Source organism: Hyphococcus luteus (assembly GCF_002943565.1).
GTDB classification, from domain to species: domain Bacteria; phylum Pseudomonadota; class Alphaproteobacteria; order Caulobacterales; family Parvularculaceae; genus Hyphococcus; species Hyphococcus luteus.
In genome coordinates, this window is sequence record NZ_PJCH01000005.1 from 332,798 (window position 1) to 347,999 (window position 15,202).

At 61.1% G+C, this 15,202-nt stretch carries 15 protein-coding genes; 8 read left to right on the top strand and 7 right to left on the bottom strand.

The window, feature by feature from the left end; all coding sequences use genetic code 11:
- Positions 1-74 precede the first annotated feature (74 nt).
- Together CW354_RS06465 and CW354_RS06475 are read left to right on the top strand one after the other, a co-directional pair.
- Positions 75-1,037 (top strand): hypothetical protein, encoded by a 963-nt coding sequence (locus CW354_RS06465; RefSeq protein WP_104829221.1) that lies wholly within the window; start codon positions 75-77, stop codon positions 1,035-1,037.
- 966 nt (positions 1,038-2,003) lie between these two features.
- Complete coding sequence (locus CW354_RS06475) at positions 2,004-2,843, top strand: VPLPA-CTERM sorting domain-containing protein (RefSeq protein WP_165793556.1); 840 nt, start codon at positions 2,004-2,006, stop codon at positions 2,841-2,843.
- A 74-nt stretch (positions 2,844-2,917) separates the two neighbouring features.
- Here CW354_RS06475 and CW354_RS06480 read toward each other — a convergent pair whose 3' ends face one another.
- Positions 2,918-3,439 (bottom strand): type III secretion system chaperone family protein, encoded by a 522-nt coding sequence (locus CW354_RS06480; RefSeq protein WP_165793557.1) that lies wholly within the window; start codon positions 3,437-3,439, stop codon positions 2,918-2,920.
- A 199-nt stretch (positions 3,440-3,638) separates the two neighbouring features.
- On the opposite strand from CW354_RS06480, the gene sdhC reads away from it, so the two are divergent.
- The 3 genes from sdhC to sdhA are packed head-to-tail and all read left to right on the top strand — an operon-like array spanning position 3,639 to position 6,200.
- A complete protein-coding gene (gene sdhC, locus CW354_RS06485; protein ID WP_104830019.1) occupies positions 3,639-4,040 on the top strand; it encodes a succinate dehydrogenase, cytochrome b556 subunit in 402 nt (133 codons plus the stop codon).
- A gap of 3 nt (positions 4,041-4,043) precedes the next feature.
- Positions 4,044-4,382, top strand: a complete 339-nt coding sequence (gene sdhD, locus CW354_RS06490) for a succinate dehydrogenase, hydrophobic membrane anchor protein (RefSeq protein ID WP_104829225.1) — start codon at positions 4,044-4,046, stop codon at positions 4,380-4,382.
- Between the two features lie 30 nt (positions 4,383-4,412).
- Positions 4,413-6,200, top strand: a complete 1,788-nt coding sequence (sdhA, locus tag CW354_RS06495) for a succinate dehydrogenase flavoprotein subunit (protein WP_104829226.1) — start codon at positions 4,413-4,415, stop codon at positions 6,198-6,200.
- A gap of 60 nt (positions 6,201-6,260) precedes the next feature.
- Here the strand turns inward: sdhA and CW354_RS06500 are convergent, their stop codons facing one another.
- Positions 6,261-7,193 (bottom strand): Abi family protein, encoded by a 933-nt coding sequence (locus CW354_RS06500; protein WP_165793558.1) that lies wholly within the window; start codon positions 7,191-7,193, stop codon positions 6,261-6,263.
- Positions 7,194-7,444: 251 nt separating this feature from the next.
- Between CW354_RS06500 and CW354_RS06505 the strand changes: the two genes are divergently transcribed.
- Entirely contained in the window at positions 7,445-7,840 is a 396-nt protein-coding gene (locus CW354_RS06505) for a hypothetical protein (RefSeq protein ID WP_104829228.1), read from the top strand.
- 33 nt (positions 7,841-7,873) lie between these two features.
- Here CW354_RS06505 and CW354_RS06510 read toward each other — a convergent pair whose 3' ends face one another.
- Positions 7,874-8,674 (bottom strand): hypothetical protein, encoded by an 801-nt coding sequence (locus CW354_RS06510; protein WP_104829229.1) that lies wholly within the window; start codon positions 8,672-8,674, stop codon positions 7,874-7,876.
- Positions 8,671-9,135 (bottom strand): ABA4-like family protein, encoded by a 465-nt coding sequence (locus CW354_RS06515; RefSeq protein WP_104829230.1) that lies wholly within the window; start codon positions 9,133-9,135, stop codon positions 8,671-8,673. Before CW354_RS06515 ends, CW354_RS06510 begins: the two co-directional genes overlap by 4 nt.
- Before the next feature lie 186 nt (positions 9,136-9,321).
- Between CW354_RS06515 and CW354_RS06520 the strand changes: the two genes are divergently transcribed.
- The gene (locus tag CW354_RS06520; RefSeq protein WP_207764699.1) at positions 9,322-10,074 is read left to right on the top strand and encodes a LytTR family DNA-binding domain-containing protein; all 753 of its coding nucleotides are present in this window, start codon (positions 9,322-9,324) and stop codon (positions 10,072-10,074) included.
- Between the two features lie 12 nt (positions 10,075-10,086).
- Here the strand turns inward: CW354_RS06520 and CW354_RS06525 are convergent, their stop codons facing one another.
- Positions 10,087-11,322 (bottom strand): TonB family protein, encoded by a 1,236-nt coding sequence (locus tag CW354_RS06525; protein ID WP_104829231.1) that lies wholly within the window; start codon positions 11,320-11,322, stop codon positions 10,087-10,089.
- Positions 11,323-11,698: 376 nt separating this feature from the next.
- On the opposite strand from CW354_RS06525, the gene CW354_RS06530 reads away from it, so the two are divergent.
- Complete coding sequence (locus CW354_RS06530) at positions 11,699-12,535, top strand: crotonase/enoyl-CoA hydratase family protein (protein WP_104829232.1); 837 nt, start codon at positions 11,699-11,701, stop codon at positions 12,533-12,535.
- Here the strand turns inward: CW354_RS06530 and CW354_RS06535 are convergent.
- Both CW354_RS06535 and CW354_RS06540 read right to left on the bottom strand, forming a co-directional pair.
- Positions 12,530-14,392 (bottom strand): NAD(P)-binding protein, encoded by a 1,863-nt coding sequence (locus tag CW354_RS06535; protein WP_104829233.1) that lies wholly within the window; start codon positions 14,390-14,392, stop codon positions 12,530-12,532. The genes CW354_RS06530 and CW354_RS06535 overlap by 6 nt on opposite strands.
- Positions 14,393-14,415: 23 nt before the next feature.
- Positions 14,416-15,192, bottom strand: coding sequence for a gamma-glutamyl-gamma-aminobutyrate hydrolase family protein (locus CW354_RS06540; RefSeq protein ID WP_104829234.1), 777 nt, complete (start codon positions 15,190-15,192; stop codon positions 14,416-14,418).
- Between the last annotated feature and the right edge of the window lie 10 nt (positions 15,193-15,202).

A 15,202-nucleotide genomic window follows, 5' to 3' on the forward strand; every position in this document is an offset into this window, starting at 1 on the left:
GAATTCCTTTCCCAGTTTTTAACCCCGATGAGCGATGCTTTCCGCGTCTTGTTTATCCGGGGAGCCCTTCGCCCATGTCCGATCCGTCCCTTTCCGCCCGCCTCGCCGCCATCGGCGCGGACGGTTTCGTCTCCGCCGATGAGGTTCTTTTCCTGAGGAAAGCCGTCTTCGCCAACGGCGTCGTCGACGCGCACGAGCTCGACGCGCTGTTCGATCTCGGCGACCGCGCCCAGAAGGGCGATCCCGAATGGTTCCAGTTTTTCGCCGAAGCGGCGGCGGATTTTTATCTCCGCGAGGAAGAGCCGCAAGGCTATCTGACCCCGGAAGAATTCCAGTCCCTGAAGGCGCGCGTCTTGCGCAACGGCCACGCCAACGCGCTTGAGATTGCGCTGATGGTGAAGCTGATGGAGACGGCGACGCAAACGCCGCCGGAGATGGCGGCGTTCGCCGGCGAGCAGTTCAAGGAAATGATCCTTGCGAAGCCCGACGGCCCGGTCGTCGACAAGCAGGATGCGGTTCTCCTGCGCCGTTATCTTTTCGCCGCCGGCGGCGACGGCCATGTCGCGGTGACGCGCCGCGAGGCCGAACTTCTCTTCGACATCAACGACGCCGTCGAACACGCCCACAACAATCCGGCGTGGACAGAGCTTTTCGTGCAAGGCGTCGTCAACCACCTGATGGCGCATCTTGGCTACACCGCGCCGAGCCGGGAAGAGGCCTTCCGCCGCAACGCCTGGGCGAAAGACCATTCGACCAATGTCGGCGGCTTTTTCAAGCGCATGGTTTCCGGCGGCTTCGGCGCCGTGATCGACGCCTATAAAGACGACAAATCCGTCCATGCCGAACATAACGAACAGCGCGACGCCGGCGTCGCCCACGCCGAAAAGCTCACCAGGACGGAAGCCGACTGGCTCGCCGCCCGCATCGGCCGCGACGGCGCCTTCGACGCCAATGAGCGCCGCCTCATCGAACGCCTGCGCGAATTGAAAGACGATCTGCCGGAAGGCCTGAAAGCGCTGATCGACCGCGCGGCGTGAACGCCCTTCGCCGTGAAACAATTTTACGTAAAACAAAATCCCCGTTTCGTTTAAACGGCTTATTTGCTGGCTTTCAGAAGAGTTTGGCGCCTTTTGCGTAAATTGTTCCACGGGGCTTCTTTCTCCAATTGTCATCCCGGAGCGACGGCGCCGGCAGGCGAACCCGGGGCCCATCACGCCCTGAAACACAGACCCGGCGCAGTTCCCGCATCTCATGCAGCAATGCTTACGCGCTGCAGCGCGTGCGGGATGACAGCATAAGGCATGATAACGCCGCAGCGGCGCCCGTGGATAACTACGCACCGAATGCGGGATTCCGGGAAGAATTTATCACAAATGATGAAGGCCGGAGGCATGGATCAACTTATTGGGGCGCGGCATTTGAACACTATGACCGGGCTTGATGTAAATTAATCTGTATACATCCTAACCCCCGCCCGCCAACTCGCCTTCCCGGAATTTCGAGACGAAGGACGAGACGGCTTCGGCCCAGCGCGAGATGTTCCGGGAGAGACGCCTTTCGGTGAGTCGCCGTTGAGTTCGCCCATGCCGCCGCGCCGACAGCGCTCGACACGCATCATATTAATTTCAAAACTTTGCAGATATGAAAGTTTGCATCTGCGCAATCATGTCCGCGACCCTACAATTACAATCCTGGCGTCATGAATGCGCCTTGCAAGCGCGGCAAAAGGGGCCGGCGCGCGCCCTACTCCGCGCGAAGACGATCTGCTATTTAAACACACAATTTCGTATGCGGTTTTTGCAAACGCTTCTCAATGTTGAAGGTTATATAACATTTCGTCTCGGGACGAACTATTCCATTGACGATGATTAACATTCTGTTAGGCTCTTCATATTGGCGCAGCTTTGCTGATCCGGAGCAACCGGCCTGGAGAGGGTTATGGGGCGTGGTGAGTTCTGCGTTTTCACCGGCACAACGCCGGTATGTATGGGTGGAGAGAAATCATGAATCTGAAATACGCGCTTGCCGCGGCGGCAAGCTTATGCGGCGTTTGTGGCGTCGCCACTACCGCGTCAGCCGCGGAGATCACATTGGAGCTGATCGACAGTTACGATCGGGCGGATCCATTCGGCCTCGCCTATGACGGCACGCATATCTGGTGGGCCGACAATGGCGGCGTCATTCGCCAGATGACGACGGACGGCGTCGACACCGGCGTATCGTTCAGCGGCCCGGTCTGGTCCGAGCTTGCCTGGGATGGCTCGCAACTGATCATGACCCAGAACAACACCGTCTACTTCTTCGACCGCGACGGCTCGAATATGACGACGCAAACGATCACGGCGGCGCCTTATACGGGCATTCTCGGCCTCAATGACGGCCTTGATTGGGACAATGGCGAACTCTGGATCTCACCGGACATCGGCAACGTCTATCGCATGGAGGGCGATCTCTCGGCATTCGTCGGCGCGTCGCCGTTTCTTGGCGGCGGCGGCGGCTATTCCGGCGTCGAGCGCATTCAGGCGACCAACGGCACGGATTATGTCATCGTCGTCAACGATGCGAGCAGCCCGCGGGAGCTTTGCGTGCACACGCTCGGCGGCGTGGAAATCGGCTGTCAGGCGTTCTCGAACTCCCGCTATGAGGGCCTTGCCTTTGACGGCCGCTATCTCTGGGCCGCCGATTATTTCGGCGACCGCATCGACAAATACGACATTCTCAGCGATGGCGGCTCAATTATCGATCCGGGCGTCGGCGAGGTGCCGCTGCCGGCTGCGCTGCCGCTGATGCTGCTTGGCTTGGGCGGTCTCGGCGCCGCCGCTCGCCGCAAGAAAAAAGCCTGACGGAAAAACGATCCCCCGCAAACTGAAAAAGCGGCGCTTGCTGGCGCCGCTTTTTTCATGAGGCTTATTCCGGCTTACGAAGTCGGCTCGCCTTCCTGGAATTTCGAGACGAAAGCCGAGATGACGTCGGCCCAACGCGAGATGTTCTGGGACAGGTGCTCTTCGGTGACGCCGCCGTCGAGTTCGATCACATAATCGACGCCGACCTCGCTTGTGCCTTCGAGAACGTAAGCGCGCCCGAAGACCTGGCTGTCGTTGAAGCCGTTGACAATGCGGTAGTCGCTCGGGGCCACATCGCGGCCCAGCTCGAAATTGGCGAAAAAGACAAGCGTCTCGCAGGCCTGGGGCGCGCCGGAACAGGAAAGCGCGCGGACGTAAAAGCCGAACTGGCCCGCCTTGCCCGCCGCCACCGGCGCGCCGGTGGCCTCGTCCGCCATCATGTCGGGGGAGAGCCCGGCGTCCTCAAGCGCGTCCTCAAGCTGGTCCGCCGTGACGGCGTCGAGCGTCTGCGCGACCGCGCCGGCCGGCGCCAGCGCCAGCACGCCCGCCGCGCCAAAGCTGGCCGCGCCCGTCAGAAATTTGCGAATGCGCCCCATCGTCCTTACCCCGCGCTCTTGTCGCCGGCCCCGCCGCCGGCAGAAATCCAGCATGACCCCAGAATGAACGATGGAGCGCCCGCTTGGCAATGGTTTCGCCCGGATCGCAGTCAGTTTGGCGCAGCGCCCCCGCGTTGACTTGGAAAAGGGGCGGACTATGTTCGCCCCACCTTTCAACCGCTGACGTTTCGGGGGTTTCATGGCCGATTCCGCGCAAACCGCGCGTCCTTTATCGCCGCACCTGCAAATCTGGCGCTTCACCGTCACCATGGCGGCGTCAATCACCCATCGCGCGACCGGCGCCGTGCTTTACGGCGGCTCGCTGCTCCTCGCTGTCTGGACCTACGCGCTGGCCTTCAGCCCGTCGCTGTTTTCCGCGGTCTCCGGCTTTGTGACCTCGCCGGTCGGCTTCATCATCGTCGCCGGCTATGTCTGGTCGCTGTCTTTCCACCTGATGAACGGGCTGCGTCACCTTTACTGGGATTCAGGGCGCGGCCTCGCCGTTCCGACCGCAACCAAGACCGCCTGGGCCGTCTATATCGGCTCCGTCATCCTCGCGGCGATCATTCTGTGGGCCGGCTACGCCGGCATGGGGGCTTAAGCGATGGCGCATCATAAAGGCACCTCTTCCTTCATCATGCAGCGCTTCACCGCGGCGTTGATGATCCCCTTGGGGCTCTGGTTCCTGATCGGCGTCGTCTCCCATCTCGGCGCGGATTACGAAGCGGCGCGGGCCTGGCTCGAAAAGCCCCTGAACGGCGTCCTGACAGCGCTCTTCATCGCCATCGGCGCCTGGCACATGCGCATCGGCATGGGCGAGATCATCGCCGACTATATCGCTTCCGGGCTTAAGACCGTTCTCAATCTTGTGAACTGGCTCGTCTGCCTCGCGCTGATCGCGGGCGCGGCCTGGGCCGTATACAATGTTTCCTTCGCAGGCTGACGCCCAACCTTAATCCCTCAGGATTTCCCAATGTCTTCATCTTACGAAATTGTCGATCACGAATATGACGTTGTCGTCGTCGGCGCCGGCGGCGCGGGACTGCGCGCAACGCTCGGCGCGGCGCAGGCGGGGCTGAAGACGGCCTGCGTCACCAAGGTCTTCCCGACCCGCTCGCACACCGTGGCGGCGCAGGGCGGCATCTCCGCCTCCCTCGGCAATATGGGCGAGGACGACTGGCGCTGGCACATGTACGATACGGTCAAGGGCTCGGACTGGCTCGGCGACCAGGACGCCATCGAATATCTCTGCCGCCACGCGCCCGCCGCCGTTTACGAGCTCGAGCACTGGGGCGTTCCCTTCTCGCGCACCGAAGAAGGCAAGATCTATCAGCGCGCCTTTGGCGGCATGACCAAGAATTATGGCGAAGGCCAGGTCCAGCGCACCTGCGCCGCCGCCGACCGCACCGGGCACGCCATCCTGCACACGCTTTACGGCCAGTCGGTGAAGCAGAACGCGAAATTCTTCATCGAGCATTTCGCCCTCGACCTCATCATGTCCGAAGACGGCGAATGCCGCGGCGTGATTTCGTGGGAGCTCGACACCGGGATCATCCACCGCTTCGCCGCAAAGATGGTGATCCTCGCCACGGGCGGGTACGGCCGGACCTATTTCTCCTGCACCTCGGCCCACACCTGCACCGGCGACGGCAACGCCATGGTGCTGCGCGCGGGTCTCCCTCTGCAGGACATGGAGTTCGTGCAGTTCCACCCGACCGGGATTTACGGCGCCGGCGTCCTCATCACCGAGGGCGCGCGCGGCGAAGGCGGGTATCTGACGAATTCCGAAGGCGAGCGCTTCATGGAGCGTTATGCGCCGTCGGCCAAGGACCTCGCCTCGCGCGACGTCGTTTCGCGCTCCATGACCATCGAGATCCGCGAGGGCCGCGGCGTCGGCCCCAACAAGGACCACATCCACCTCAACCTCAATCACCTCGACCCGAAAGTGCTGGCGAGCCGCCTGCCCGGCATTTCCGAAAGCGCGAAGATTTTCGCCGGCGTCGACGTCACCAAAGAACCGATCCCGGTGATCCCCACCGTCCACTATAATATGGGCGGCATCCCGACCAATTATCACGGCGAAGTCGTCACCAAGCGCGGCGAGGATTCCGACGCGTCCGTGCCGGGCCTCATGGCCATCGGCGAGGCGGCCTGCGTTTCCGTGCACGGCGCCAACCGCCTCGGCTCCAATTCGCTGATCGACCTCGTGGTGTTCGGCCGCGCGGCGGGCCTTCGCTGCGGCGAGCTCGTCAAAGCGGACGGCGCGGTTCCCGACCTGCCGAAAGCCGCGACCGACGAAGCCCTCGCCCGACTCGACAAGTTCCGCCACGCCAAGGGCTCGACGCCCACCGCCGCCTTGCGCGGACAGATGCAGCGCGTGATGCAGGAAGACTGCGCCGTCTTCCGCACCGAAGAGACGCTGCAACAGGGCTGCAAGCGCATCCGCGAAGTCTACGACGCCATGCCCGATATCGGCGTTTCCGACCGCTCGCTGATCTGGAACACCGACCTCGTCGAGACCCTTGAGTTCGACAATCTCATCGCCCAGGCCATCGTCACCATGGAAGGCGCGGCGAACCGCAAGGAAAGCCGCGGCGCGCACGCGCGCGAGGATTATCCCGACCGCGACGACGCCAACTGGATGAAGCACACCGCCGCCTGGTTCGCCAACGGCAAGGCGACCATCGATTACCGCCCGGTCCACTCCTATACGATGTCGGACGAGATCAAATATATCGAACCGAAAAAGCGGGTTTATTGATGTTGGGCTGGAAGCGAATTTTATATTCGTACAGCCTATTTTTTGAATTGGATTAAACTTTTACGCCTTCCAAATTTCGCGCTCAGACCAGTCGGCAGGCATTCCCATCTGTTTAAGTGGCACATTGGGGTGTTCGCTCATCAATTTCTTCAGTCGCTCCGCCCAATGATTATCTGGTGACACTTGCTTCAGAATTATTTGGATCACAGCGAGTTGCGCATACACTTTATTATTAACCTCCAAATCATCTCTATACTTCTTATCGATTAGCGGCTTGATTGTGCAGACTCGATTCCAAAGGCGGGAATGGTGCGCACAAACGTTCCTTATGTAAGAAATGCAGTGTATCCAAGAGCTAAGGAATTGGTGCTTTAGGCCAAACTTATCGCAAATGTCATTACACTCACGCTTATCCATATTCTTGAATGCGATAGAGATTGAGCCAAATGACACCGCCTCAAAAACCATCCAGCACGGCGGCATGTCTGGAGTATCGTAATTCAGATAGTAATGATTGATGAATACGTCGCGTTTTTTCGCATCCTTTGAATCGTGGCTTATTTGTTCCTTTATATGTTGAATGAATTTCGCGTGATTAAAGTGACGACTCAGATTGAAAAGCTTCGAGTCCTGATACCAATTCGGTCCGTGCTTAATCGCAATAGAATTTGAGAGTGATGCCCGGAATGCGACTTCAATTCGTTCTGTAGCATCCAATACTAAGAGGCGCAGCTTCCTATCGAACACATATCGATCAAGGGCGTCCTTAAAATCGGTACCTTTGAGAAATTCATGTCGGTCTGGCCCGCGCCCACCTTTCTGAAAGGGGAGGAAATAACCAGAAAGGCGATAGTAACCGATGTGATGAAGGCAATGCTTGGCTTCTTCACGATCCGAAATCTGCAGCCCCCTACCCTCCAGTAGCTCTAGCTGGTCGTCCACGCTCAACGCGGGTTTGGTGAAGCCTCTAGGCGCTGGGGGAATAACAGTCATAGAAAACCCGCCCATGTACGCCGATCTTACGAGAGGCGGGGCGGGTGTTATTGACGCCTAAGTAGGGCGGAACAATTAACACTGCAACAACGCCTTCACTAAAATTACAACAGCATGCTAGCAACAAGTTGCAAAGCAACTTGTTGCTAGCATGCTGTTGAGCATTTGTCAAGTCTTTCATATTATTGTTTTTCCTATATATTTGTATCTTCGGTTTTGCAATTTTGTGGCAAAAAAGCTTTGTGCAACATATGAAAGAAAAGCCTGAAAATCAAGTGGAGCAAAGGCTTCTGTCGGAACTTGAGGAAATAAGAAAACAAATATCAGCCTTGGAAGCAGAGCATGCATCCATAGAACGATTGCTGGTGAAACTTCGGCGCGAAAATGTCGCGAAACGTGAAGTGACTAGAACCAACAGCATTGACCGCTTGCTGGTCGAGACACAAGTGGTTGAATTTTTAAAGGAATCTGGCCGACCCGTACCAACATCCAAGCTTTATAACTATGCTCGAGTCACGGTGCGAGAATTGAAAGAAAACACTTTTAGGTCGCAACTTCATCGGATGAAGAAGCGAGGGCTTATTTATTCGCCTAAGGGGCGGCGAGGCGAATGGAAGCTAGCGGAAAACATCGAAGAAAATACATAACTTGACTTGATGCTTAATGCTGCTGCCCGGCCATTACCCAATAAACGGCTCGCCATTCAGCGCCTGCATGAACGTCGCAAGCGCCAGCGCAACGCCGAGCGCCGCAGCGATCCAGACGGCGCGTTTGGCGGTCGTTGCATCCAACTTGAAGATTTTTTCCGCCGCATAGCCGAGGAGCGGCAGGGCCTGCATCAGATGCGTCGCGAAGAAATGCGGGACGCGCAGATCGCCGCCCTCGCGCGACCAACCGACAATTGGCAGCCCGCCGAGATCCGTGCGGGGACCGCCGACCCAGTGGCCGCCGGGCTGCGCCGACATATAGCCGGCGATCACCAGGGTCAGGAGAAAACCGAGCGTCAGGCCGAGCCCGGCGCTGAGTTTCAAACCGGGCGTCAGCTTTTCCGTGACGGGCGCGCGCAAGAACCAAACGCCAATCACCAGCGCCGGGATCGTCACCACCAGGACGCCGGCGCCCATGAAGGTGTAGATGAGCGCGTCGAAGGAGGTTGTGAAATTGAAATGGGAGGCGACGCCCCGTCCCGCCTGGGCGGCGATGACGGCGATTTCGACGATCGCCGCGAAGGCCGAAACGCCCGCCATGACGCTCAGCCATCTCGCAGCGCGCGCCTTGTCCGATAAAAACGTGACCAGCAGCGCCAGCGTCGCCAGATGCAGCGCCGTCGACGCAAAGAATTTCAGCGGCTTGATCCAGACATTGATGTCGTTGACGGTGCGGACATCGAGCTCACGCGCGACCAGCGTCGCCGGAATGGCGGCGAGCAGCAACAACGCCGCCTGAAGCCACACACGCTCTGAATAAGTAAACCGCTTCATGCCGTTGCTCCTTTTTGCGCTGCGCCCCGGACGCCGCCGACGGCGCGCCAGCCGCCATCCGTCAGAACGAACAGGAGGAAGCCGAGCGGGCCGAACATGAAGGTGAAAAAGAGGATCGGGATCTGGATGAGCCGCGTCAGGCCGGAGGCGTCCGCCCGCGCCGCGATCACCGCGCCGATGGCGAGGTCGAAGGCGAGATAATGGATCCAGCCGGCGAGAAGCGCCTCATCGCTGGCGAAAAGCGCCCGGACCGCCGCGAAAGAGCCATACCCGCCCCCGTCGACCCCGGCGAAATAGGCCATCATCAGCCCGCCATAAAGCGCGCTGAGAAGACCGGGGATCACGATCCCGGCCGCGAACAGCACCCATTCCCACCGCTTCGGCGAGAACAGAAGCAACAGCCACCCGATCATGGCCAGATTGCCGCTCCAGGAGAACAGCGTTTCGACGTTTAAAGGCATCCCGAAAGTCCCTCGCAAGATTTGTCCGCTTGCGCCGCAGGGATCTCCCCCGGCGCGTCCGGCCCAATGGGCGCCGGGGCCTTGCGCCGACGCAATCGGCCTTACGCGAAACGGCTGGAATCCTTCGCCAATTGCAGTAAAAACCACTCGCGAAGCGTGAGATGCAGGCGAGGATCCGGGGGAGGAATGGCGCTGATCCGCAAATATTTCTGGCTCGGCGCCGCGACCGTGCTGGGGCTCGGCGCGCTCTTCGCCTTTCTCGGCGTTTACGACACGGATAATCTGCCGCTTCACCAGCGTTTCATTTTCTGGACGGCGACCATGCTCGCCGGGACGGCGGCAACCGCGCTCGCCGGGCCATGGGTCTTCAACCGGCTGCTCCCGGGCCGCAGCACAATCCTTCAACTGGCCGTCGTCGCCGCCATCATTTCTTTCCCGGTCTGGCTGGCGATCGGGGCCTTTGAAACCGGCTTCACCGGCTCCTGGCCTTTGAACGATCTGCCGATGCAGTATCTGCGGATCTTCGCGATTTCCATGATCGTTCTCGGCGGCGGCTATATCGCCGCGCGGGCGCTCGGCATGATCGGCGGGCCGGCGGGCGGGGAGCCGGCGGAGATATCCCCGGTCCCGGGCTTCCTCGAGCGGCTGCCGGCGAAATATCGCGGCGCGGCGCTTTATGCGGTGTCGTCGGAAGACCATTATCTGCGCGTTCACACTGATCGCGGAGAAGAGCTGATCCTGATGCGCCTTGCCGACGCCATGCGCGAGCTTGACGGCGCGGACGGATTGCAGACTCACCGCTCCTGGTGGGTCGCCCGCGACGGCGTCGCCGAGGCCAGCCGGGATAATGGAAAGCAAATGCTGGTCCTGAAATCCGGCGTTGCGGCGCCGGTCTCGCGCTCTTTCGCGAAAGCCGTCCGGGACGCCAGCCTTACATAGATCGGCGCCGGCCTATTTCCTGAAATTCAAAGTCGCGCTTTTGCCGGTCTCGAGACTCGCCGCGCCGTCGACCGTGCGCGGGGAAAAGCGCCAGCGGTCAAGCGCGCGCAGGGCTTCTTCGTTGAAGCAGGAATCGGTCGACGTCACGATCCGCGGATGGACCGCCCGACCGGCGGCGCTGACATCGAACATCACCGTCACCGATTCAACAGTATCGGCGCCGCGGGCGCAGCGTTCGGGATACTCGGGCGCGACGGAATGGGTGAGCGAGGCCTCTTCGACCACCGGCGGCGCGGGACGCGGACGGCGCGGCAGAACGCGCGGCGCGGCGCTCGTCTCGCTGGACCGGATATCCCGAGACGGCGTTTCGCCCGCCTGTATCTCATTTACCTGCGGCTCAGTTGCCCGTGTCTCGCTTGCCTGAGTTTCACTTGCCTGAGTTTCACTTGCAGAGGCCTGGCTTGCGGGCGCGGACGGCGCCGGCGCGGCGGAGACGTCGGCCGTTTCCGCTCCCCCGTCTTCAACCGCGTCTTCAACCGCTTCGTCTGCGGCGCCCGCCTGCGGTTCGGCGGCGCTCTGATCTTCGGGAAGGGACGCAGGCGCCGCATCTTCCATCGCTTCATCCGCAGGCTGAGCGGTTTCGCCGGGGCTTTCCGCCTCCGGCCGGACCGCAGGCGCCATCAGCGACGGGCGCGGCGCGGACGGATTGCTGACGACGATGTTCGGCCGCTCCGCCGGTTCGTTTCCGGCGCCCGAGAGCACCTGATAGCCGACCCACATGACGAAAAGCAGCACCGCCAGCAACGCAAAGACGGTGGCGAGCCGCGCGCCCTCGCTCGCCGCGCCCCCCGAAGACGCGGCGTAAGCCGGCTCTTGCGGCGCGGCTTCCGGTTCGCCGCCTTGCGCGACAATCGCGGCGACTTCGGCGCGGAAACGCGCGGCGACGGCGTCGGCGTCAAGGCCGAGATAGCGCGCATAGCTTTTAACGAAACCCGACGCATAAGGCAGCGCCGGCAGGAGATCGGCGCGTAAGACCTCAATCGCGGCGAGATGGGCCGCCTTGACCTTGATCGCCTCGCTCACCTCGTCGACGGAAAGCCCTGCGGCCTCGCGCGCGGCGGCGAGCAGCGCGCCGGCATGCTCGGCTTCGGCCAGCGCCGGGGCATTCTCATTGGGCGCAGGGCCTCCCGCGGGCGCGCCCGCGCCGCCCTTGAAATCGATGATTTCCGCTACCTTGTCCTGAGCCATGCTCGCCCGGCGTCCAACTCAACTTTCACCATTTCGGGGCGGATCGCCTGATCCCATGGGCCCCACGCTCATGGGGAAAACCGCCCGAAACCCGCCCCAAAAGGGCGCTTGCCGAACGGCGAAGCATAATCGGCGCCAGTCTTTCGCGGCTTTGGCGCTGCTGTCGCCGCTTGGCGTTAACCACTTTATCATGGAAAAGCGGAAATGCGAAAATTCCGGCGAAGAAGGTAGCGTCTCAGTTTGCCTTCGCCCTTCGAGACAGCCCCGTCCCTTCATCCTGAGGAGCAAGCCGCAGGCTTGCGTCTCGAAGGACGAAGGGGCGGGGCCCCTCAGAATGAAGGCAAACTGAGACGCTACCGCAAAGAAAGGCTTTTTCATGAGCTATAGCTGCTTCACGCTCGACATTGCGGAAGGCGTCGCGCATCTGCGCTTTTCGCGGCCCGACAAGTTCAACTCCTTCATTCCGGAATTCTGGCGCGAACTCCCCGAAGCCGTGAACGACATTTCCGACAACGCCAAAGCGCGCGTCATCGTCCTGTCCGCGGAAGGAAAACATTTCACCGCAGGGATGGACATTTCCGTCTTCATGTCGGGCGGTCTGGACGCGCCGCCGGACAACCGGGAAGCCGCCGCCGAAGCCCTGCGCTATCAAGTGAAAGAATTACAGGCGACGTTCTCGGCGCTCGAAAACGCCCGCCAGCCGGTGCTCGCCGCGATCCAGGGCGGCGCGGTCGGCGCCGGGGTCGATCTCGCCAGCGCCTGCGACTGCCGCTACGCCAGCGCCGACGCGTTTTTCTGCGTGCAGGAAACGGCGATCGGCATGACCGCCGATGTGGGAACCTTTCCGCGACTCGTCAAAATCATTCCTGAAGGCTGGGCGCGGCAGATGGCCTACACCGCCGAGCGCGTTCCGGCGGCGAAGGCCAAGGAAATCGGCCTTGTGAACGAGGTCTATGACACCCATGAGGCGCTGCTTGAGGGCGTGATGGAAATCGCGGGGCAGATCGCCGCCCATTCGCCACTCGCCGTGTCGGGCTGCAAACAGATGATCAATTATTCCCGCGATCATTCGACCGAGGACGCGCTCGATTACATCGCCTTGTGGAACGCCGGCATGCTGCGCCCCGACGACATCAAGGAAAGCTATATGGCGAAGTCGGAAAAACGCGCGCCCAAATTCGACGACTTAAAACCGGTGAAGAAGTCGCTATAAAGCTAGCAACTCATTCACCGCGCGGTCGGCGGCGTCGACGGCGCCTTGCACATAGGCGAGCGCGCTTGAGTCCGAATTGGCGACGGCCATGCGGCCCATGCGCTGGCGCGCCGTGACATGGGGGCCGTATTCCGGGCTCCAGGTCCACGGATCGTAAAGCTCGTTATATTCGTAGGCGTATCCATGGGGCCAACGATTGACGGTGATCCCGGCGATGTCGCGCGCCGCGTCGAACCCATAAGGCCCGAGCATGCCGGTCATCTGCTCGACGATGGCGGTTTCGAAATCCTCGAAACTCAGCTGATAGAGTTTCGCGCGGCCCGCATGATGCTGCTCGCGTTCGGTCAATCCCGGCTCGGTCGGCACATATTGAAGATGGGCGACGATGGGCTTGTCCGGCGAAGGCGAAAATTCGACGCCGCCCATGCTCACCGGGAAATCGAGCGAAATCGATTCAAAGAACCCTTGCGGCGAATAAAGGCGGCTGTAGCCGGCCTTTTCGAAAGCCTTCCAGTTGCGCAAGGCCACATTGGTGTAAACGAGCGGGATTTTGACCAGCGCATGCGCCGCCTCGCGCTGCGCCGCATCCATCTCCGGGCAGATATAGGGCAGCATGTGCATATAGCAGGCGAGAACGACATTCTTGCCGCGCACGCGAAACGCCTCGCCGTCTTTGACATAGGTGACATCGGCGCCGTCCCCGGCGTTCTCCGCCTTCACCACCGTCGATTTCAAACTCACGCGCACATCCGCATCCGCCGCATCGAGACGGTCATAATGAGCGCGCGCGGCGACCTCGTCCTCCATGTTGTGGCCGGGCATGACGTCGGGCCGCAAGGCCCGCATGATCAGCCGCGCGACGCCGGCGTTGCCGTCGGGAAAATGGAAGATGTAAGGATCGTCATCGAGATAAGGGAGCGGGATGGCGCCGTCGAGGCCAAGCCCCGCCGTTCCCGGCATGCCGATGCGCGCGCCTTCCAGCGCCGAGAGCGCATCCCAGCCGACGCCCCAGAGCCCGGTGATCGAACGGCGCAAGAGAACGGCGATCTCCTCGCCGGCGCCCGCATGATCGAGAAGAAAGCGCTCATAGCTGATGCGCCTTAAAAGGTCGATTTTTTCGGAGACGCTTTTGCCTTCGAGATAATCTTTCCGCTCGAGCGCCAGCTCCGCAAATTTCTCGCGCTGATTTTCCGGCCAGGGAATGGACGCAATGGCGGCTTTGGCGCGCGCCTTTTCCGGCGCGTCGGCCCAGAGCCCGTATGGCTCGTCGATCAGAATATCATCGCCATAATGGGCTTTGTCGAGATAAACGCCGCGGCCCATCTTGCGGCGGGCGTAAAAATCCCGGTCGAAATAATCGTAGAATTTGTCGAGATCGACGCCGATGTCGCGAATGAAACTTTTGGCGGTCTCGGACCACTGGCTCGGCCCGTCGAGCGACTGGCTGCCGCCATAGCCGATGAGCTTTTCGCCATCGACCTCAAACTCGTTGCGCTTGGCGTGGCCGCCGAAATCGTCGTGATTGTCGAGAATGAGAATGCGCGCGTCTTGTCCCGCGCGCTTTTTCCAGAAATAGGCGGCCGCCAGTCCCGAAATCCCGCCGCCGACGACGATGAGATCATAGTCGCTGTCGGTCTGGGTTTGCGGACGCGGCCAGGTCTCGCCGTCCCAGGCGAGGGCGTGGGCGGTTTCGAAAGACCCCGCATGGGAGCCGCGCATCCCGGTCAGCCCCGGCGGATAAAATCCGGCCTCCGCCTTGCCGCAGCCCATAAGGGCCGAGGGCGCAAGCCCCGCGACAATGGGCAGGCTGACGCCGCCGAGAAAATCACGGCGGGTGATCGAGGACAGGCGTTTCATGAGTCTGCTCCGGACAGGTTTCGTCAATCGGAGCTTAATTCACGCGCCTCGTCAATAAAGTGCGGCGGACTATAATGCGGCGGCGGCGCGTCGCCGATGGCGTCTTTGCGTTTCCTGTCGCGTTCGCGCGCAGCTTCAACCAGCGCTTCGAAAATCCGCATGTCGCCTTTGCGGTAGGTCAGGAACTCCGGGTGGAACTGCACGCCCAGATAAAAATCCTGCTCGGGATCCTCGATCGCCTGGATCAGCCCGTTTTCTTCGCGCGCGGTGACGACGAGCCCCTCGCCGACTTTCTCCACCGCCTGTTTGTGGATCGAATTCACTTCGCGCGTCGCCGATCCGATGATCCGGCGCAGGAGCGAACCCTCCTCGATATGGATGGTCTTGCGATAGAAGACATGGCCCGGCAGCGAGCTCGGATAATCCATATTCGGAAACGCGCGGGCGATGTCGCCATGCAGCGCGCCGCCATTGACGACGTTTAAAAGCTGCGCGCCGCGGCAAATCCCCAAGACCGGCAGGCGCTCGTCGCGGGCGCGATGCGCCCAGAACCGCTCCATGCGGTCGCGCTCGCGGTCATACTTGCCTTGCGGATGCGGCTGGCCGTCATAGAGCTCGGGATAAACATCGGCGCCGCCGCCGAGGACGAGGCCGGAAATCCATTTATCCGTATGCGGATGCTGCGCCGTCAGCCGCAAAGGCTCGCCGCCCGCAAGACGCACCGCAAGCCAGATCGCCCCGTAAGCGAAAAAATCGCCATGGGTGGGCTTGGTGATTCCGATGACTGGTTTGTCCGTCATGCCGCGCCGC